The sequence below is a fragment of the Pseudomonas sp. L7 genome (assembly GCF_046605565.1).
GTDB lineage: Bacteria > Pseudomonadota > Gammaproteobacteria > Pseudomonadales > Pseudomonadaceae > Aquipseudomonas > Aquipseudomonas wayambapalatensis.
In genome coordinates this window covers 2,712,762-2,730,563 of sequence record NZ_CP176784.1, presented here as the reverse complement: position 1 = coordinate 2,730,563, position 17,802 = coordinate 2,712,762, and the positions used below count along the sequence as shown (strand labels likewise).

Genomic DNA, 17,802 nt, shown 5'->3' with positions numbered 1-17,802 from the left:
AGATCCCCTTTAGAAATCGAAGGTCATCCCGGCATACAGGGCCCGACCGTCACCCGGTGAATGCAGCGAGGCATCGGCGCCATCGGGGTCGTACCAGACGTACTCGTAGTAGCGGTTGGTCAGGTTCTTCAGTTGCAGGTCTACGCTCATGGTTTCGCTGAGCTTGTAGGTCGCGCCCAGGTTCATCAGCACGTAGCCGCCGTAGGTGCCCTGGGTGTTCTCACGCTCCAGGTAGTAGTTGGTCTGGCCGTTCGCCCAGGCGCTCAGTTGCAGGGCAGGGGTGGCCTGATAGCTGATGCCGGTGTTCCACAGGTGGTGCGGCACGTGGTCGATCTCCTTGCCTTTGCTGTCAGGCAGCGTGCTGCTGGGCTGAAGAATCTTCGAGTATTGCCAGGAGTACGACATCCACATCTCGGTGCGTTCGCTTGGGTGCAGGTTGACCTGCAGGTCGTAGCCCCAGCGCCGTGTTTCGCCGACGTTGTCCGACTCGCCGCTAGGGTCGTTGAGGCGACGGCTGACTTCACCGCTGGCATCCTGGCGCCAGTAGGCTACGCGGCCATCGACCCAACTGGCCGGGATGAATTTGATGCCGGTCTCCCAGCCTTCGTTGATCGACGGGGCCAGGTCTTCATTACGCGGTGGCACCTTGTAGGCCGCTGCACCGGTACCGACCTGGAAGGTGCGGCCCCAGTTGGCGTAGACACTGGCAAAGCGCCACGGCGAGTAGACCACGCTGAGCTTGGGCTGCTTGATCAGCCCGTAGTCGTTGATGTCATAGTCTTGCCCGGTCATCTTGTTGGTGAAGTCACCACTGATCTTGTCCACCCGGTACGCCGGTACGATCTTCAACGATTCGAATGGCTCGATCTCCGCCTGCACGTAGGCACCGACCGTGTTGAAGTCGAAGTCCTGATCGCGTGTCTGCGCCTGGCGTACACGCTCCACGGTGCGATAGCGCTCGCTGCGGTTCTGTTGCTTTTGCACATCGCTGCCACCTTCAAGCGCAAAAGCGTGCAGCCAGTCCACCTGGGGTCGCCAGGTCAGCGAGGTGATGGCGCCGTACTGGTCTTCGTAGGTGTCGCGCTCCTGCTGTGAGCTGGTGCGCCAGTACTGGGTCCAGCGACGGTCATCGTAGGTGTTGAGGTAGGTCTTGGCCGACCAGGACAAGTTGTCGGCCAGGTCCGTGTCGAGGTGCACGCTGACCTGGTTCATGCGCCGCGTGCCTTTGTCCGTGGCGTTGTAGGCGTTGCTCATGCGCGGATGATGGCGGGCATCGTCTTCGGTCAGGTAGCCGGCCTCCTGGGCTTCGGACTCGTAGTGGCGGGCGATCAGGCCAAGGCGGTAGCTGCCATCGTCAGGGGTGTAGAACCACTTGCCGCCGAAGCTGTAGCGCTCGGTGTCGGCATGGTCACGATAGCTGTCGACCTGCTGGCGGCCGAAGAAATAGTTCTGCGTCCAGTTGCTGGTCTCGATGCCCTTGGCCAGTTGCACCTCGCGGGTGTTGAAACTGCCGTAGCGCACGCGCGCCTTGTTGTAGTTACCGCCGGTACGGGTGTTGATATTGACGTTGCCGGCGATGTTGTTCAGGCCGTAGCGGGGGTCGCTGGTGCCGCGCACTACCTCAATGCTGTCGATGTCCATCGGGAACACCGAGTCGATGAAGGGCATGTTGCCGTCGTTGGTGTTGCTGGGGATGCCATCGATCAGCAACTTGACCGCGTTCACTTCGCCTTCGCCATTGAAGCCGCGAAACGACAGTTTGCCCGAGGTGGTGCCCTGGTTGAACTCGGTCAGCATCACCCCGGGTGCACGGCTGAACAGTTCCCAACTGTAGGTCACCGGCATTTTTTCGAGGATATCGCCGCCCAGGATGTCTACCGAACTGAGCACGCTGCTGGTGGCCAGCGGGCCGCTTTCGGTACTGGTCACGTTGACCGCGCCAAGGGTGAGGGTGGAGTTTTCAGCGGGCAGTGTTTCGGCAACGGCCAATGACAATGGGCTGAGGCTATAGAAAGCGAGCACGGGCAGGACGGCGCGAGCGGTGCAGCGGAATGCGGACATGAGTGTTTCCTGGAGACGGTCGGGCAGGGCTGCGCACCGCAGGTCACGGGGCAGCTATGGGCAAGTAACGACGGGTCAGGCCAGGGGAGAGGCGCGGGGGTTGAGCTTTGGCCACTGATCGCGTGGCAGTGGCAACCTGTGGCTGTCACCGAGCAGGAGTGCATCGGGCCAGAAGCGGGGGAGCAGGTGACGATAGTAGTCGCTGGCCAGCAAGGCATGCCCGGCATGGCCACAGCAGCAGTCGCCAGCCTGGTGTTTCATTTCTGGCTGATCGTCGAGTTGCGGCAGCTCGGCCTTGAGCTGGGCCAGCAGTGACTTGGGCAGGCTCTGTGCACCGTGCAGGCTGCAGAAGCTGCCGAGGATCAGCGATTGGCTGTCGATACGGGGTGTTTGCAAGGCACGGTCGAGCGGCATCGCCAGCAGGTTGAACAGCACGGCGAAGCAGGCGAACAGACAAAGATGTGCACGTGCACGTGAAAGCATGAGCCACCCGAACGAATGTGGCGCGCATTAAGCCGCATCCGTTGCGGGCTGTACAAGTTCCGTGGTGCGCTTTTTTGTCGCAGGCGCACCGCGGCGCCACATCGGTTGCTTCACACTGGGTGTCATCACGTTGGGCCCCTGGTGATAGCCGTCTTCATGGCTCACCTTGCCGCGGAACACGTAATAGCTCCAGAACGTGTAGCCGAGGATGATAGGCAGAATGAACAGTGTGCCCACCAACATGAAGCCTTGGCTCTGCGGCGGCGCTGCGACCTCCCAGATGCTGATCGACGGCGGGATGATGTTTGGCCACAAGCTGATGCCCAGCCCGCTGTAGCCCAGGAAGATCAGCGCCAGGGTCAGCAAGAACGGCGTGTAGTGCGCGTTGCGTGCCACGGCACGCAGCAGCCCGTAGAAGGTCACCAGTACCAGGATCGGCACCGGCATGAACCAGAGCAGGTTGGGTATGCTGAACCTGCGGGCGGCGATTTGCGGGTAGGCCAGCGGTGTCCACAGGCTGACCACGGCGATCACCACCAGCAGCACCAGCGCCAGAGGCCTGGCAACATCGTGCATGCGTTGCTGCAGCGGCCCTTCGGTCTTCATCACCAGCCAGGTGCAACCGAGCAGGGTGTAGGCAACCACCAGGCCTAGCCCGCAGAACAGGCTGAACGGCGTGAGCCAGTCGAGCCCGCCTCCGGCATAAAGCCGCTGTAGTGTGAACACCACAGCGCTGTTCACCAAGCGTGCAATCAACGTAACGGCAGCTTGAACACCCTGCGCAGACGTCGCCAGCCCAGCACGACACCACTGAGCGCGATTACCAGGCCACCGATGCTCATGGTAATGAGCAGGCTCTCTCGCAGCAGCGGCCTGGCCAGCAGAGGTTGCCAATCCCAGCTGTGCAGCAGGTTGAACAACCAGCGGCCGACCCGTTGCGTGCGGTCGAAGCTGACCACCACCTCGCCGCTGGCCGGGTCCAGGTATACCCACGTGCGCGCAGGGTCAGCGAAGTGCAGGCCCAACACGGGCAGTGGGCGCATCTGCAAGCCGTACATGCTTTGCGGATCACGGGCAAAGTAGTGGAAGTCGTAGGCGGTCTGCCAGTAATCCTCGACAGCGCCTCCCGGCGCGATGGCCTGGGCGGCGGCCAGCAGCCGCTGCCTGGACAAGGCTCGCTTCGGTGCCATGCCGGCTTCGACCAGGCGGCTGTCGCCGCTGGCGCTGCGTGCGACCACGAACGTGACGCCAGCGAGCCGCTGCCATTGCAGCTCGACCGGGACGAATCCATCCTCCTCGGCCAGGCGCGCCATGACCTGGCGCAGCGGCATGGCGAAATCGTCGGGGCGCAATGGCCCTTGGCGCAGGGCCGACAGGTCGAGGCGCGAATGGCTGTCGGTCAGGCCCCAGGGGCGCATGGACATCAGCCCACTGAACACCCATAACACCAGCACCACGCCGAACAACAGCCCGCCGATGTGATGCCAGCGCAACCAGCCACCGGGGTAGGGGCTGCATGACCCGCTGCGGTAGCGTTTGCGCAACCGCAGACGCAGGACCCTCACCGTCATGCCCAGGACCGCCATGAGCGTACCGAGCAGGGAGAGACCAATCACCAGCGTGCGCCAGCCATTGTCGAAGCCGAATCCCCCGCGCAAGGGATACAGCCAGTGAAGCCAGGCACCGACCCAGTTCCAGGCGCGCTCCTGGGCGGTGGCGTCGCGCACCACCTCGCCGGTGCGTCCGGACAGGTACAGCCAGGTACCGGCAGCATCTGCTACCTGCACCTTGTGCAAGGGCCGATCGCTGTCCAGGGCGCGTGAGTGTGTCCACATGTCCTCATCCACGGTCCCCAGGTAAGTCAATGCCGCGTCACCGGCATACTGTCGAGCAGTGGCCAGCGCCCAGGCAGGGTCGCTGCTGGCCAACTGATCACCGCTTGCAGCATCGAGGGTGACACGGCGGCCGTCGGCCAGTTCAAGCAGGTAATAGGGTCGCCCGCCCAGGCTGGTCAGGCGCAGGGCTTTCATTGGCTGCTGCGCCCAGCTGGCCGGCAACTCGGCGCAGCACCCTGCCGGCAACGCCGGCAGATGGCCCAGGCGCTCAGCCGGGGTCAGCTTGGGGTAGCCGACATACAGCATGACCACCCCGGAGACGAACCACAGCGCCATGAACAGGCAGGCGACGATGCCCAGCCAGCGGTGCCAGAGATACAACTGGCGCTTCAGGCCCATCAGTAGCGCCACTGCACAGCGACTTCCAGGCTGCGCGGTTCACCCAGGTAATACTGGGTGTTGGTCTGGTGGATGAAGCGGGCGTAGACCTCGTCAGCGAGCACTCAAATGGATGCATTAGAGCTGTGTTGATCGAGCATCGTGCCCACAGCCTGTCCTGCATTGGTCAGAACGCTGAAGGACTGGCATGAGCTGGTCGGTAACGCTGGCTACGCGCTGATTGGCATTCATGCTTGCGCAAGCCAGCAAAGCACGCAATGAATGAGCGGTCGTCCGCTGACGACCGCTCATTCACAACAGTTGACGAGGTTAATCCTTGGTGAGCGCATCCTTGACATCACCGACTACTTGCTGTGCTTCCCCTTTTTTCTCCTGCAGTTTGCCTTTTAACTCGAGGTCCGTGTTCCCGGTGGCCTTGCCTACGGCTTGTTTGACCTTGCCGACAGCCTCGTTAGCCATGCCTTTAACTTTGTCCGAAGCGCTGCTCATCATTTTTCTCCTGCGACAATCATCAGTGAAACGTGGGTTGGAAGAACCGTGCGTGCATCGGTTGAGTTGCATGTCATTCAGCGATGACACGTGTCTTGCGTGACAACAACGCGAAGCGGCCGACTGCAAAGCTCAAGGCAGCACCGATCAGAAGCGTTACCAGGGTGCCCCAGGCGGCTTTCGATACGTTGCTAGCAGCGACTTGAGCAGCTTCGCGTGCCTGCTGCTCTGCCTGTTCTTTCAGAGCCTTCACCTGTTCAGCCGCCTGTTGATAAGCGCGGGCGTAGTTATCAACCACTTGCTCGGCCTCTTGCTGACTCTTTCCGGTGCGCGCAGCGACGATATTGACCAAGGCTTCCTTGTCTGCCGCACTCAGAGCAGGCTCACTGGCTTTGCGTACTCGCTCGAACCACTGCTTGAGCTGGTCGATCGTCAGGGTCGGGTTTTCGGCTGCGACTTGACCCGCAGACTCACCTTGGGCTTGAAGCTGATCGGTCTTTTGCTCCAAGGTCGAGGGGTTAAGTTCAGCCTTGCCGGACTGCTCAAGCGTTTTGTTCAGCTCAGCTTCCAGGCTGTCCCAGTCAAGCGAGATACCCTGTCTGTTCAGTTGCTCCTTGATGCCTTGGCCAACACCAGGCGCAGCAGCAGCGACGCCATCGGCTGCAAGCGACAGGCCTTTGCCGGCAATGTTGCCTGCGGTGCCGACCACGCTACCCGCCAAAGAAGCCAGCAGCCAGGTAGCCATCAGCGTGGTCAGCGTCCAACTCAACAGGCCATGCAGGCCTCCTCGGGTAGGGGCGGTACGGCCGGCCACCCAGGCGCCGGCTGCCACGGAGATCACCGTGCTGATGAACAACCAAACCCCCGCGCCCGTACCGAAGCCGCGTAAGGGATTGCCTTCAGCCATAGGGTCAACGGCCCCGGCGCCGATGGCCGTTCCCAGCACACTGAGTATCAGGTAGCTGGCCAAGGCGATGGCGCCGCCTGCGAACACGGCGCTCCAGGATACCCTCAGCGTGCTGACAGCGTTGGCTGGGGTGGTCACATACGATTCCGTCATCTATGCATCCTCGAGAGTTTGGACTGGCAGCACCAGCAACTGATACCTCTGGTGCAACGTCAGGGCCAGTTTGCAGGTCTCATGCAAGGCTGTAATGGCGCATCTGCACCTGATCGACTAGTGCATTGGCACCACCCTTGGCCTGGTTGCAGCGATTAAGCTCCAGGTAACACCGACATGCGCAATGGAGAACTGCCATGAGTGACGCCGTGCTCGCACGCGAGACCAACCGCCGCCAGCTTCAGCAAATCATCGCCGGCTTGTCCGATGGTGTGATCCTGCTGGAAGTCGACCAATCGATAATCTGGGCAAACGAAGCGGCCCTGCGCATGCATGACGTCGACAGCCTGGAACAGCTGGGCAGCAACGCTGAGGCTTACCGCGAGCGATTCACGTTGCGTTACCGCAACAATCACCCGCTTGAACCCGAGCAGTACCCTATTGCCCGGGTGGCCGCTGGAGAGGTCTTCAGCGATGTGATGGTAGAGGTTACAGCCGTTGGCGAGGAGGAGGCGCGCAGCCGGGTACACAGGGTGCGCAGCATGGTGCTGGCGGACAGCAAGGGCGACGCTGAATCGCTGGTGCTGATCATCGCCGATGCCACTGAATGGGCCAGCGCCGAGCAGCGCTTCGAAAAAACCTTCAATGCCAACCCGGCGCCTGCGGTTATCTGCCGGCTCAGCGATCTACGTTTTATCAAAGTCAATCAAGGCTTTCTGGAAATGACCGGCCATGTGCGGGATAACGTCATCGGCAGGTCTGTCTATGAGGTAGATGTGCTGGAAAACGCCGAGCGCAAGGAATTGGCGATCGAGCGCCTCATAGAGGGGGCAACTATCCCGCAGATGCAGGCTGAATTGCGCTTGCCGGATGGAGGCACGAAGCTGGTCATCGTGGCGGGACAACCACTGGACATGCATGAGGAAGATTGCATGTTGTTCTCATTCACCGACCTTGAGCCCAGGCGCAAGGCGGAAAATGCACTGCGTCAGAGCGAGGAGCGCTTCGCCAAGGCGTTTCGCCTGAGCCCCGTGCCTACCTTGTTGTGCAGCGCTGACAGGCAGCAACTGATCGATGCCAACGAAGCCTTTCTCGACACTCTGGGGTACACCGCACAGGAACTGCTAGGCAAAACGGTGGCTGAAATCAATTTCATGGACGATAGCCGCATTACGGCTCAGGTGTTCGACGTGTTGGAAAAAACAGGGCGCATTGAGGGGCTGGACCTGAAACTGCGTAAAAAAAATGACGACCGACTCCACTGCGTCCTGCAAGCTGACACCGTAAGCCTGCAGGACACTCCATGCTACCTGCTAGTCATGATGGATATCACCGAGCGCAAACGTTCGGAACTCGAGCTGGTCGAGGCGATCGAGACAGTCATGCAGGATGCATCGTGGTTTAGCCAAACCCTGATAGAAAAGTTGGCCAATGCCAAGCGCATTAACACAGGCCGTTTGCCTGATGCGTCGTTTACCAACCTTACGCGAAGAGAGCGTGATGTGTTGGCACTCATTTGCGAAGGTCTTGCCGACAAGGAAATCGCAGCGCGGTTGAACCTGGCACTCAACACCGTGCGCAACCATGTAGCCACAGTGTATTCCAAACTCGACGTACACAGCCGTAGTGAGGCGATCGTCTGGGCTCGGGAGCGAAGATTGTTTGCAGGGTGAATGCGTGCGTTTCAAGATGCTTGGTTCGACAATGCACGTCATCGGTAGGGCTGGTGCGTTGTCTTGGTTTTCCAATAATCTGCGGCTGAAAATCGGTCTTTTCGGCGTCCCCAAGCCGCCCATTTCCGGCTGATGGGCAACTTGTTCAGAGTTTCCTTAACCGCTATATGGAGCTCTACGGCCAAGTCCGTATGGCTGAGATGCGTCGCGAGAAGAATCTGCGTACCTTGGTTGGTCGTTGGTGCGGGTTCGAATCGCAACATGAGCCGGTCCTTTGAACACGTAGGCTGGAGGGGAGGAGGAGGGTGATGCCTGTTCGTGATCGGCTGATTGAGTCACGACGAACCTTCTTGACTGTCAAGTCGGCCCCAAGCTGCCGAGGCGCGCTGTGCGTTATGGCGGTTCGTAGACTCGGCCAGATAACGACGTGGCCTCGCCGAGGTCTCAGTCCAACCGCAGACTCGCCGGAGTTCGCCCGTGGCGCGCTCCACGCTGCTCGACCAGGTAAGCCAAGAAACGGTCGGCGAACGTTCGCTCTGGATGTAGTGCTCGTAGACCTCATGCAGCTGCGCAGAAACACCTACGGTTCGTCCGTGGGTTTCCAGCGCAGGCTCTTCAGTACGCGGGTTGGCGGGGTCATGTTCGCGGTCACTGGTGGTGACATAGGCGTGCTTAGAACCTTAGGCGCGGCGTTACCAGCCTGCAAGAGCAGCGGTACACGCTGACCTGAAGAAAGACGGCACTGAATCAGATTCATCGGCAGCCACCATAATTCTATGGTTCACCATGAACGCCAAGGCCATACAAGGCTCATGAACATTTATGACATAGCCTGTCGTTTAACATAATATACATTATGCGCACCTTCGTATGGAGCTGCCGGGGCTCTGGGTGGACAGATTTGAAGCCAGCTCTTGGCCTTGATCGCTGTGCTCCAGCTCCTACAGGCACCGCTTGGCGATGCGTTCCCCGCATGCTTGAATGCCCGCCTTTAGCAACGCTGTTGCTTCCACTCGGCGCCGGAGAAACGGAATGTGGCTTTGTACAGATTGGAAAATTGACTGGAATGCAATCAGCGCCGTGGCGACGGCCGTCGCAGCAATCTTCGCAGTGTGTGTTTGGTATCGTGATAACCAGCAAAGAAAACGTGAACGCTCAGCGAGCGCGAAGCTCTTGGCTCAAATCATGAAAACACCAATCGGAGCTACGCGCGTCGAAGTTGCAAGGTTCCGATGCGACAATTTTTCAGCCGTCCAAATCAAGCGATTACTGATCGATGAGAATGCTCGAAAGACGCTAGGTGAAAAAGTGTCGTCAATTACGATTGATCTGCCGTCTCAGTTTCTAGATAAAGCAGACATATTCAGTGAAAAAATTAACAACGAATTGGCTAGCGCGTTTTTTCATGTGAACAACCTGAAGCAAATAGTCATGATGACCGCCGACCTACCCAACTCAGCCAAAGATGAAGACATTTCAAAGCATGTCGGATCGGTGATACAAAAAATCCAGCAGTCCGAGGATGCTACCCAGAACGCGCTTAACGCTCTTCAAGAGTTGGGATCGACCGGGCCCAAAAAAGGAATAACCCTACCCTTCGCGTTATGCCTTCACGGAATAACTCGACTAAATATTCATTTAGTTGAGTTATATAGGCGCATCTACCAAGCGCGGCGTCAGAAACAAAACTAGCTCGGTTTCAGTCTTCACGGTCGAACTGCTGTTGAACAGCCATTTGAGCCCTGGGATCTGCCCAAAAAACGGCACGCTACGCACAACGGTGCTATCCGTATCCGAGTACACGCCTCCCAACGCCACAGTTTTCCCAAAGCCCGAAAACACCCGGGACGTCAGCGACGTGGTGTTGATCGGTGGCACCCCGTTCATTGCCTTCGAATAATCAGGTTCATCCTTTGAAAGGATCACGTCCAGGAGCACGCCGGTATCGTTCACAAGCGGAGTGACATCGAGCGAAAGCGCAGCCTCTTTAAAAGAGACGGATGTAGCCCCGTCACCGGCCGACTGTTGGTATGGAACCTGAGAGCCTTTGATGATTTTCGCCTGATGCCGATCAGTGGTGAACACGCGCGGGCTGGAGATTACACGCCCCCTGCCCGCTTGCTCCATTGCGTTCAGCTCAGCATCCAAATTGAACGACCTGGATGTAATCCCAAACCCAGCGATAGCAGCTGGTGTTATGCGCTGACGCGAAGAAACTTACCGTCGACCGTGTACAGAAGACCGCGAGGACCCGTGACGAATTCAATAGCATCGTCCCAACTAACGTCCTTCATACGCATCGACATGGAGCCGGTAACGCCTTCTCCCAGGACTAGATTAAGCCCGCGATAGTCTGCAAGAAGCTGAAGTGCAGCAGATACCTGGATAGTTTGGAAATCAAACGTCAATGGTTGGGTAGTTTCAGAAGCATTAGCCTGCGAGAGAAAGGCTGAGAAGGATAATGCAATGATGAAGCGGCAAAAAATATTAGATGTAGTCATGAGAAAGAGTCCGGGAAAAATGGATTAATTGGTGAAGGGGGCAGCGCTACGCCAACCCCCTCCCCCAATCAATCCTCCAATCAAGACGCCACTGCCGTGTTCGTGCTGCTGCCGCCGAACTTCGACCCTCGCCCTGATTTCCCGGAAACCCGCGCGATACTCGCCAATCTGCACGCAGCACTGCTGGCCAGCAAACCGTCACGCGTGGTGTGCCTGTCCACCATTGGCGCGCAGGCCAGCCACCCCAACCTGCTATCGCAGCTGGGTGAAATGGAACAATAGCTGGGAGGCACTGTTCCTTGCGCAGGGAATGCAGAACCCGTTACCGCGCATGCAAATGCTGGATGGCTTCAATGCAGGCTGGATCGATTTTGAAGGCACGCCGCGCCAGGCGCATACCGATCTGCAGACGGTGTTGGCGGGGTTGGTCGAACGCGGTTGAGCAATGCGCTCTGGCTGGTCCGCGCCCTGCAGGGCGCGCCAGCTTTCAGGTGTTGGCCAAAACAGTACGTCGGCCTCGAATCTTAAGATGTACCGTGATACGTACCACGTATCGTTTCAGCTCAAACCACCAAAACGACGATAGAAACTTTCACTGGCATCCGGTAGCGGTCCGTCCGCCGTCTCCAGCGTGTCATTGAGCCAGGCTTCGGCCTTGGGCGACACCAGGCGATAGAGGTTGCGGCACAACTGGCGCGCTGCGCGACCTTCCCAATCGCCGGGCAACAGTTCGTCGGGCAACTGCGGATCCCGCAGCAGCAAACGCCGGTATTCGTGGATCAACAAGGTGCGCGCCAGGAAGCAATCCTGCGCCTCCAGCGCTTCCTGCTCGCGCAGTGCCTGCCACAGCGGGCGGAACAGCCGAATGAACTCACTGTAGTGCTGGCCCAGTTCGTCGATTCCCCAGCTCTCCTTGACCTGCGCACGCATGGCCTTGGAGGCGAGAATTTCCTGGGCATGGGTCTCGAAGACGATACTGTCTTCCTCGGCCTCCAGCTCGCGCAGGGTCGCCGCAAGGTCCGCGCGATCGGCGCGCGGGCATCCCATCACGTTAGGGGCGATGGCTCCGAAGCCTTGCCACTCCAGCTCTTCACGTACTGCCTTGCGCCTGGCAACGTCCAACTGCGAGAGCAGCACCAGCGTCCAGGCGCCGTCCCAGGCTGGCAAGCTGGCACTGTAGACCCGCTTGAATGCCTTCTCGAAGCGTCGTCGGCCGGTGCCGGTGAGGCTGTAGTAGCTGCGGCGACCGACCTTTTCAGCAGTCAGCCAGCCTTCTTTGGTGAGGCGGAAGATCGAGGTGCGAATCAACCGCTCGTTGATACCGAAGGGCTCCAGCAAACCGATCAGGCTACCCAGCCACACCGTGCCACCATGGGGTTCGACGGCATCGCCATACAGCGTGATGATCAGCGAGCTGGCGCGGATCGGCGTCTGCTCCTGGAAGCGGGTGATCAGGTGATTCAGGGGTACGAGGCTGCTCATGGGGGAACTGGGCGCGGGGAAAGCCCCGACTATACCTTTACCCCGCCCCGCCTGACCATGGCGCGACACGGCAATGCTCATGCGCCATGCCCCGCCTTCGGCCGCAGCCCCGTATCGCCCATGCGCGGGCGCCCGGGTTCGGCCGCACTCAGCGGCGGACACTCCACCATCGATGCCATGCAACGCCTGGCAAGTGCCTGGTACTCCTGAGTGCCGCGCTGCTTCCAGGCGACCTCCTCGTCGCTCAGTGCACGCCTGACCTGGGCCGGCGAGCCCACCACCAGGCTCTGCGCCTCGCAGGTGAAGCCCGCCTTGACGAATGCCGTGGCCGCAACGATGCAGCGTGGCGCGATGTGCGCACCATCCATCACCACCGCATTCATGCCTATCAGCGCATCCGCCCCCACTCGGCACCCATGCAGCACTGCGCCATGGCCAACATGACCATTGCGCTCGATGACCGTGTCACCACCCGGAAAACCATGCATCACGCAGGTGTCCTGCAGATTGGCGCCCTCCTCCAGGACGATGCGCCCGAAGTCGCCCCGCAACGCAGCGAGAGGCCCGACATAACAGCCGGGGCCGACGATCACATCGCCGATCAGTACGGCACTGGGGTGGACATAGGCGGTGGAATGGACCACGGGGGTCAAGCCGTCGAGGCGATAGCAGGGCATGAGAGCGACTCAATGTGATTCATGACGTTAGATGATCATGTATCACTTCAAGTGAGTCAGTCAATTTCGAAATGGCTGTATCGCTTTGTGATTCGCCCTACGCAGCCACCGCAAACGAAGGCCAAATCCCTGCATGCAAAGGGTCTCCAGCAGCCCCACCGATCACCCTCGAATATTAAGATACACCAATTTAATTTTAATATTGATATTTCGTATCGCTTTGAGCCTATACTTGCGCCACCACTGCAACCGATTCCAAGAACTGGCCGGCCCTGACCGGCGCCAAACGTGCAGCCTGAGGTACCACCATGCCAAGCAACCTCGTTGTGCAGGCCCCGGCGGACGGTGTCCGCCTGATCACCCTGCACCGCCCGCAAGCCCTCAACGCCCTGAATACCGAGCTGCTGGCAGAACTCGCCAACGAACTCGACGCCGCTGCCCACGACGAACACACCCGCGCGGTGGTCATCACTGGCAATCGCAAGGCCTTTGCCGCCGGCGCCGATATCAACGAGATGGCCGAGCGCGATCTGGTCGGCATCCTCAACGATCCCCGAGTCGCCCACTGGCAACGCATCGCCGCCTTCCCCAAGCCCCTGATCGCCGCCGTCAACGGCTTCGCCCTGGGCGGTGGCTGCGAGCTGGTGATGTGCGCCGATATCGTGATCGCCGGGGCCGACGCTCGCTTCGGCCAACCAGAGATCAACCTCGGCATCATCCCCGGCGCGGGTGGCACCCAGCGCCTGCTTCGCGCGGTCGGCAAGCCCCTGGCCATGCAACTGGTGCTCACCGGCGAAACCCTCGATGCCCGCCACGCCTTGCAGGCCGGGTTGATCAGCGAAATGACCCAGCCCGAACTGACCGTCGAACGCGCCCTGCAGGTGGCCCGCAGCATCGCGCAAAAGGCGCCCCTGGCCGTGCGCCTGGCCAAAGAGGCCCTGCTCAAGGCCCAGGATACGGACCTCGCCAGCGGCCTGCGCTTCGAACGACATGCCTTCACCCTGCTGGCCGGCACTGCCGACCGCGACGAAGGCATCCGCGCCTTCCAGGAAAAACGCCCGGCCAACTTCATCGGCCGCTGAACCACTCGATTCCACCGACTGACGGAGCGCGCTTGCCATGAGCTTCCAGCACATCCTGTTTTCCATCGAGGACGGCGTCGCCCTCCTCTCGCTCAACCGCCCCGAGCAACTCAACAGTTTCAACACCGACATGCACCTCGAGGTGCGCGAGGCCCTCAAGCAGGTGCGCCAGAGCGCACAGGCACGGGTCCTGCTGCTGACCGGCGAAGGTCGTGGTTTCTGCGCCGGGCAGGACCTGTCCGATCGCAATGTCGCCCCCGGTGCCGAGCGCCCCGACCTGGGCCAGTCGATCGAGCAGTTCTACAACCCGCTGATCCGCAGCCTGCGCGACTTGCCGATGCCAGTGATCTGCGCGGTCAACGGCGTGGCCGCCGGCGCCGGCGCCAATATCCCCCTGGCCTGCGACCTGGTGCTGGCCGCCCGTTCGGCCAGCTTCATCCAGGCGTTCTGCCGCATCGGCCTGATTCCGGATTCCGGCGGCACCTGGCTGCTGCCGCGGCTGGTCGGCATGGCCCGCGCGAAAGCCCTGGCCATGCTGGGTGAGCGTCTGAGCGCCGAACAGGCCGAGCAATGGGGGCTGATTCACCGCGTGGTGGACGATGCCGAGCTGCGCGACGAAGCACTGCGCCTGGCGCGGCACCTGGCCGCTCAGCCCACCTATGGCCTGGCACTGATCAAGCGCAGCCTCAACGCAAGCTTCGACAACAGTTTCGACCAGCAACTGACGCTCGAGCGCGACCTGCAACGCCTGGCGGGGCGCAGCGACGACTACCGCGAAGGCGTCAGCGCCTTCATGGAAAAGCGTACGCCGACGTTCAAGGGGTGCTGAGATGAGCGCCTTGCACATTGACGCTCAGGTTGCGGTGATCGGTGCTGGCGCCATGGGTGCCGGCATTGCCCAGGTTGCAGCCCAGGCCGGGCATCCAGTCCGGCTTTATGACAATCGTCCGGGCGCTGCGGCGCAGGCCATCGACGGCATCGCCCGGCAATTGGCGCGCCAGGTGGAAAAAGGCAAGCTGAGCCCCTGTGAGCGCGAGCTGATCACGGCCCGCCTGCAACCTGCCGAGTCCCTCGAGGCCTTGGCCGATGCAGCGCTGGTGATCGAGGCGATCGTGGAAAACCTCGAGATCAAGCAGCAACTGCTGCACCAGCTCGAAGCCCTCTGCGCAGAAACCTGCATCCTCGCCAGCAACACCTCGTCTTTGTCGATTACCCGCCTGGCAGCGGGGCTTGCTCGTCCCGGGCAAGTGGTCGGCATGCACTTCTTCAATCCTGCCCCCTTGATGGCGTTGGTCGAAGTCGTGTCGGGGCTTGCGACCGAACCGGCCGTGGCCGATACGCTGTACGACACCGCCAAGGCCTGGGGCAAGCAGCCGGTGCATGCGCGCTCCACCCCTGGTTTCATCGTCAATCGCGTAGCCCGTCCGTTCTACGCCGAGAGCCTGCGCCTGCTGCAGGAAGGCGCAGCCGACTGCGCGACCCTCGATGCACTGTTGCGCGAGGCCGGCGGGTTCCGCATGGGCGCGTTCGAACTCACCGACCTGATCGGCCACGACGTCAACTACGCCGTCACCTGCTCGGTGTTCGACGCCTACTACGGGGATTTGCGCTTCCAACCCTCGCAGGTACAGAAGGAACTGGTGGCGGCCGGGCGCCTGGGACGCAAGAGCGGCCAGGGTTTCCATGACTACCGCGAGGGCGCCGAACGCCCGCAGCCTGCCGAATTGCGCAGCGCTGCCGAGGTCACGCGCTGCGTGGTCGAGGGCGACCTCGGCGTCATGCAGCCGCTGGTGCAACGCCTGAACGCCAGCGGCACCGAGCTTACCCAGCGCGCCGGCCAGGGCTTGCTGCGCATTGGCGACGCCACCCTGGCCCTGTCCGACGGTCGCCTGGCCAGCCAGCGCGCTCGCGACGACGGCCTGCAGAATCTGGTGCTGATCGACCTCGCCCTGGACTACAGCAGCGCTACCCGCATCGCCATCACCTGGGCCAGGAGCACCACGATCGAAGCCCGCGATCAGGTTGTCGCACTGCTCCAGCGCGCCGGATTCACCGTCAGCGCCCTGGCTGATCTGCCGGGGCTCGCCGTGCTGCGCACGGTGGCCATGCTCGCCAACGAAGCCGCCGATGCCGTGCTGCAAGGCGTCGCCTCGGCGGCCGACATCGACCTGGCCATGTGCGCCGGGGTCAATTATCCACTGGGGCCGCTGGCCTGGGCCGAACGCATGGGCCTTACCCACACGTTGCGCACCCTCGAACACCTGCAACAGGCCTACGGCGAAGAACGCTATCGCCCTTCCCTGCTGTTGCGCCGCACCCATGCCGAAGGAGGCCGCCTGCATGACTGACACACCTCGCACGCCCGAAGCGCTGGCCCGCGCCTGTGCCAACGCCATGTACGCCCGTGACCCTGCGACCCAAGGCATGGGCATCGAACTGCTCGAGGCCGGCCCCGGCAGCGCCACGGTGCGCATGACCGTGCGCGCCGACATGATCCAGGGCCACGGCACCTGCCACGGCGGCTTTCTCTTCGCCCTGGCCGATTCGGCATTCGCCTTTGCCTGCAACAGCCACGACGAGGCCACCGTGGCCCTGGGCTGCAGCATCGATTATGTGGCCCCGGCGCTGCTCGGCGACCAGTTGACCGCCACCGCCCACGAAGTGGTGCGCAAGAGCCGCACCGGCCTCTACGACGTGCGCCTGGAAAACCAGCGTGGCGAGCTGGTGGCGCTGTTCCATGGCAAGTCCTACAAGTTGCGCGGCAGCGTGCTGACGCAGGAGACGCAAGATGACTGAACCGACCCTCAACGACGCCCTGATCATCGACGCCGTACGCACGCCCATCGGCCGCTACGGCGGCGCCCTGAGCAGCGTGCGTGCCGACGACCTGGCGGCGATCCCGATCAAGGCATTGATCGCCCGCCATCCAGAGCTGGACTGGCACGCCATCGACGATGTGATCCTCGGCTGCGCCAACCAGGCCGGCGAAGACAACCGCAACGTTGCACACATGGCGACGCTGCTGGCCGGGCTGCCTGTCGAGGTGCCGGGCACCACCCTCAACCGCCTGTGCGGCTCGGGCCTGGACGCCATCGGCAACGCCGCCCGCGCCCTGCGCTGTGGCGAGGCCGGGCTGATGCTGGCCGGCGGCGTCGAATCCATGTCCCGCGCCCCCTTCGTCATGGGCAAGGCCGAACAGGCCTTCGGCCGCAGTGGGCAACTGTTCGACACCACCATCGGCTGGCGCTTCGTCAACACCCTGATGAAAGCGCAATACGGCATCGATTCGATGCCCGAGACCGCCGAGAACGTTGCCGAGCAGTTCGGCATCTCGCGCGCCGACCAGGACGCCTTTGCCCTGCGCAGCCAGCACAAGGCTGCCGCCGCCCAGGCCAATGGCCGCCTGGCGCGCGAAATCGTCCCGGTCGAGATCGCCCAGCGCAAGGGCCCGGCCAAGGTGGTCGAACAGGATGAGCACCCGCGCGGCGACACCACCCTGGAGCAGTTGGCGCGCCTTGGTACGCCGTTTCGCGAAGGTGGCAGCGTCACCGCCGGCAACGCGTCGGGGGTCAACGACGGTGCTTGCGCACTGCTGCTGGCCAGCAGCAGCGCAGCCAGCCGCCACGGCCTGAAGGCGCGCGGGCGGATCGTCGGCATGGCCGCAGCCGGAGTCGAGCCGCGCATCATGGGCATCGGCCCGGTGCCAGCGACGCGCAAAGTGCTGGAACTGACCGGCCTTGCCCTGGCCGACATGGACGTGATCGAGCTCAACGAAGCCTTCGCCGCCCAAGGGCTGGCAGTGCTGCGCGAGCTGGGCGTTGCCGACGACGATCCACGGGTCAACCCCAACGGTGGCGCCATCGCCCTGGGTCATCCGCTGGGCATGAGTGGCGCACGGCTGGTCACCACTGCCCTGCACGAACTGGAGCTGACCGGCGGGCGCTACGCCCTGTGCACCATGTGCATCGGCGTCGGCCAGGGCATCGCCATGGTGATCGAGCGCCTTTGAGGCACCTCGACCAACGGACCGCGACCCACGCTGCAACGGGCAGTATGCTGC

Annotated in this window: 17 protein-coding genes and 1 pseudogene; 8 read left to right on the top strand and 10 right to left on the bottom strand. The window is 61.8% G+C overall.

The genetic code is table 11. From position 1 onward, the window contains the following. Positions 1–9 precede the first annotated feature (9 nt). From ACK3BK_RS12280 to ACK3BK_RS12255, 6 genes and pseudogenes are all read right to left on the bottom strand, one after another. Positions 10–2,061, bottom strand: coding sequence for a TonB-dependent receptor (locus ACK3BK_RS12280; protein WP_411384402.1), 2,052 nt, complete (start codon positions 2,059–2,061; stop codon positions 10–12). A 75-nt stretch (positions 2,062–2,136) separates the two neighbouring features. Further along, entirely contained in the window at positions 2,137–2,544 is a 408-nt protein-coding gene (locus ACK3BK_RS12275) for a DUF2946 family protein (RefSeq protein WP_186664724.1), read from the bottom strand. A gap of 141 nt (positions 2,545–2,685) precedes the next feature. Next, positions 2,686–3,339, bottom strand: a pseudogene (locus ACK3BK_RS12270) (cytochrome d ubiquinol oxidase subunit II); the annotation flags it as partial. Further along, complete coding sequence (locus tag ACK3BK_RS12265) at positions 3,297–4,772, bottom strand: PepSY domain-containing protein (RefSeq protein WP_411384473.1); 1,476 nt, start codon at positions 4,770–4,772, stop codon at positions 3,297–3,299. The gene ACK3BK_RS12265 and the pseudogene ACK3BK_RS12270, both read right to left, overlap by 43 nt. A gap of 315 nt (positions 4,773–5,087) precedes the next feature. Next, positions 5,088–5,267, bottom strand: coding sequence for a CsbD family protein (locus ACK3BK_RS12260; RefSeq protein ID WP_186664783.1), 180 nt, complete (start codon positions 5,265–5,267; stop codon positions 5,088–5,090). A gap of 73 nt (positions 5,268–5,340) precedes the next feature. After that, positions 5,341–6,327, bottom strand: coding sequence for a hypothetical protein (locus ACK3BK_RS12255; protein WP_186664786.1), 987 nt, complete (start codon positions 6,325–6,327; stop codon positions 5,341–5,343). Positions 6,328–6,524: 197 nt separating this feature from the next. On the opposite strand from ACK3BK_RS12255, the gene ACK3BK_RS12250 reads away from it, so the two are divergent. Together ACK3BK_RS12250 and ACK3BK_RS12245 are read left to right on the top strand one after the other, a co-directional pair. Further along, the gene (locus ACK3BK_RS12250; protein WP_411384401.1) at positions 6,525–8,000 is read left to right on the top strand and encodes a PAS domain S-box protein; all 1,476 of its coding nucleotides are present in this window, start codon (positions 6,525–6,527) and stop codon (positions 7,998–8,000) included. 981 nt (positions 8,001–8,981) lie between these two features. Next, positions 8,982–9,692: a hypothetical protein gene (locus ACK3BK_RS12245; protein WP_411384400.1), complete on the top strand. Its 711-nt coding sequence runs from the start codon at positions 8,982–8,984 to the stop codon at positions 9,690–9,692. Here the strand turns inward: ACK3BK_RS12245 and ACK3BK_RS12240 are convergent. Both ACK3BK_RS12240 and ACK3BK_RS12235 read right to left on the bottom strand, forming a co-directional pair. Beyond that, complete coding sequence (locus tag ACK3BK_RS12240; protein ID WP_186719337.1) at positions 9,648–10,148, bottom strand: hypothetical protein; 501 nt, start codon at positions 10,146–10,148, stop codon at positions 9,648–9,650. The genes ACK3BK_RS12245 and ACK3BK_RS12240 overlap by 45 nt on opposite strands. A gap of 47 nt (positions 10,149–10,195) precedes the next feature. Continuing rightward, positions 10,196–10,501 carry a hypothetical protein gene (locus tag ACK3BK_RS12235; protein WP_186719336.1) on the bottom strand — a complete coding sequence of 102 codons (306 nt, stop codon included), beginning with the start codon at positions 10,499–10,501 and terminating at the stop codon, positions 10,196–10,198. Positions 10,502–10,597: 96 nt separating this feature from the next. Here ACK3BK_RS12235 and ACK3BK_RS12230 point away from each other — a divergent pair, with 96 nt between their 5' ends. Next, the gene (locus ACK3BK_RS12230) at positions 10,598–10,783 is read left to right on the top strand and encodes a hypothetical protein (protein ID WP_202885222.1); all 186 of its coding nucleotides are present in this window, start codon (positions 10,598–10,600) and stop codon (positions 10,781–10,783) included. Between the two features lie 276 nt (positions 10,784–11,059). Here ACK3BK_RS12230 and paaX read toward each other — a convergent pair whose 3' ends face one another. Then, complete coding sequence (gene paaX, locus ACK3BK_RS12225; RefSeq protein ID WP_186664811.1) at positions 11,060–11,983, bottom strand: phenylacetic acid degradation operon negative regulatory protein PaaX; 924 nt, start codon at positions 11,981–11,983, stop codon at positions 11,060–11,062. Between the two features lie 77 nt (positions 11,984–12,060). Next, a complete protein-coding gene (gene paaY, locus ACK3BK_RS12220) occupies positions 12,061–12,660 on the bottom strand; it encodes a phenylacetic acid degradation protein PaaY (protein ID WP_411384399.1) in 600 nt (199 codons plus the stop codon). Between the two features lie 308 nt (positions 12,661–12,968). Between paaY and paaF the strand changes: the two genes are divergently transcribed. The 5 genes from paaF to pcaF are packed head-to-tail and all read left to right on the top strand — an operon-like array spanning position 12,969 to position 17,751. Continuing rightward, positions 12,969–13,742, top strand: a complete 774-nt coding sequence (gene paaF / locus ACK3BK_RS12215; protein WP_186664816.1) for a 2,3-dehydroadipyl-CoA hydratase PaaF — start codon at positions 12,969–12,971, stop codon at positions 13,740–13,742. Between the two features lie 37 nt (positions 13,743–13,779). Continuing rightward, positions 13,780–14,571: a 2-(1,2-epoxy-1,2-dihydrophenyl)acetyl-CoA isomerase PaaG gene (gene paaG, locus ACK3BK_RS12210; RefSeq protein ID WP_411384398.1), complete on the top strand. Its 792-nt coding sequence runs from the start codon at positions 13,780–13,782 to the stop codon at positions 14,569–14,571. A gap of 1 nt (position 14,572) precedes the next feature. After that, complete coding sequence (paaH, locus tag ACK3BK_RS12205) at positions 14,573–16,090, top strand: 3-hydroxyacyl-CoA dehydrogenase PaaH (RefSeq protein ID WP_411384397.1); 1,518 nt, start codon at positions 14,573–14,575, stop codon at positions 16,088–16,090. Further along, positions 16,083–16,538 carry a hydroxyphenylacetyl-CoA thioesterase PaaI gene (paaI, locus tag ACK3BK_RS12200; protein WP_411384396.1) on the top strand — a complete coding sequence of 152 codons (456 nt, stop codon included), beginning with the start codon at positions 16,083–16,085 and terminating at the stop codon, positions 16,536–16,538. Before paaH ends, paaI begins: the two co-directional genes overlap by 8 nt. Next, a complete protein-coding gene (gene pcaF / locus ACK3BK_RS12195; protein ID WP_411384395.1) occupies positions 16,531–17,751 on the top strand; it encodes a 3-oxoadipyl-CoA thiolase in 1,221 nt (406 codons plus the stop codon). The genes paaI and pcaF overlap by 8 nt, the downstream gene beginning before the upstream one ends. The last annotated feature ends 51 nt before the right edge of the window (positions 17,752–17,802 follow it).

Coding starts and splice junctions, on each gene's coding strand:
- ACK3BK_RS12250 (WP_411384401.1), top strand. CDS start 6,525: ATGAGTGACGCCGTGCTCGCACGCGAGACCAACCGCCGCCAGCTTCAG.
- ACK3BK_RS12260 (WP_186664783.1), bottom strand. CDS start 5,267: ATGAGCAGCGCTTCGGACAAAGTTAAAGGCATGGCTAACGAGGCTGTC.
- ACK3BK_RS12275 (WP_186664724.1), bottom strand. CDS start 2,544: ATGCTTTCACGTGCACGTGCACATCTTTGTCTGTTCGCCTGCTTCGCC.
- ACK3BK_RS12280 (WP_411384402.1), bottom strand. CDS start 2,061: ATGTCCGCATTCCGCTGCACCGCTCGCGCCGTCCTGCCCGTGCTCGCT.
- paaI (WP_411384396.1), top strand. CDS start 16,083: ATGACTGACACACCTCGCACGCCCGAAGCGCTGGCCCGCGCCTGTGCC.
- paaH (WP_411384397.1), top strand. CDS start 14,573: ATGAGCGCCTTGCACATTGACGCTCAGGTTGCGGTGATCGGTGCTGGC.
- paaF (WP_186664816.1), top strand. CDS start 12,969: ATGCCAAGCAACCTCGTTGTGCAGGCCCCGGCGGACGGTGTCCGCCTG.
- paaX (WP_186664811.1), bottom strand. CDS start 11,983: ATGAGCAGCCTCGTACCCCTGAATCACCTGATCACCCGCTTCCAGGAG.
- ACK3BK_RS12245 (WP_411384400.1), top strand. CDS start 8,982: ATGCCCGCCTTTAGCAACGCTGTTGCTTCCACTCGGCGCCGGAGAAAC.
- pcaF (WP_411384395.1), top strand. CDS start 16,531: ATGACTGAACCGACCCTCAACGACGCCCTGATCATCGACGCCGTACGC.
- ACK3BK_RS12255 (WP_186664786.1), bottom strand. CDS start 6,327: ATGACGGAATCGTATGTGACCACCCCAGCCAACGCTGTCAGCACGCTG.
- paaY (WP_411384399.1), bottom strand. CDS start 12,660: ATGCCCTGCTATCGCCTCGACGGCTTGACCCCCGTGGTCCATTCCACC.
- paaG (WP_411384398.1), top strand. CDS start 13,780: ATGAGCTTCCAGCACATCCTGTTTTCCATCGAGGACGGCGTCGCCCTC.
- ACK3BK_RS12235 (WP_186719336.1), bottom strand. CDS start 10,501: ATGACTACATCTAATATTTTTTGCCGCTTCATCATTGCATTATCCTTC.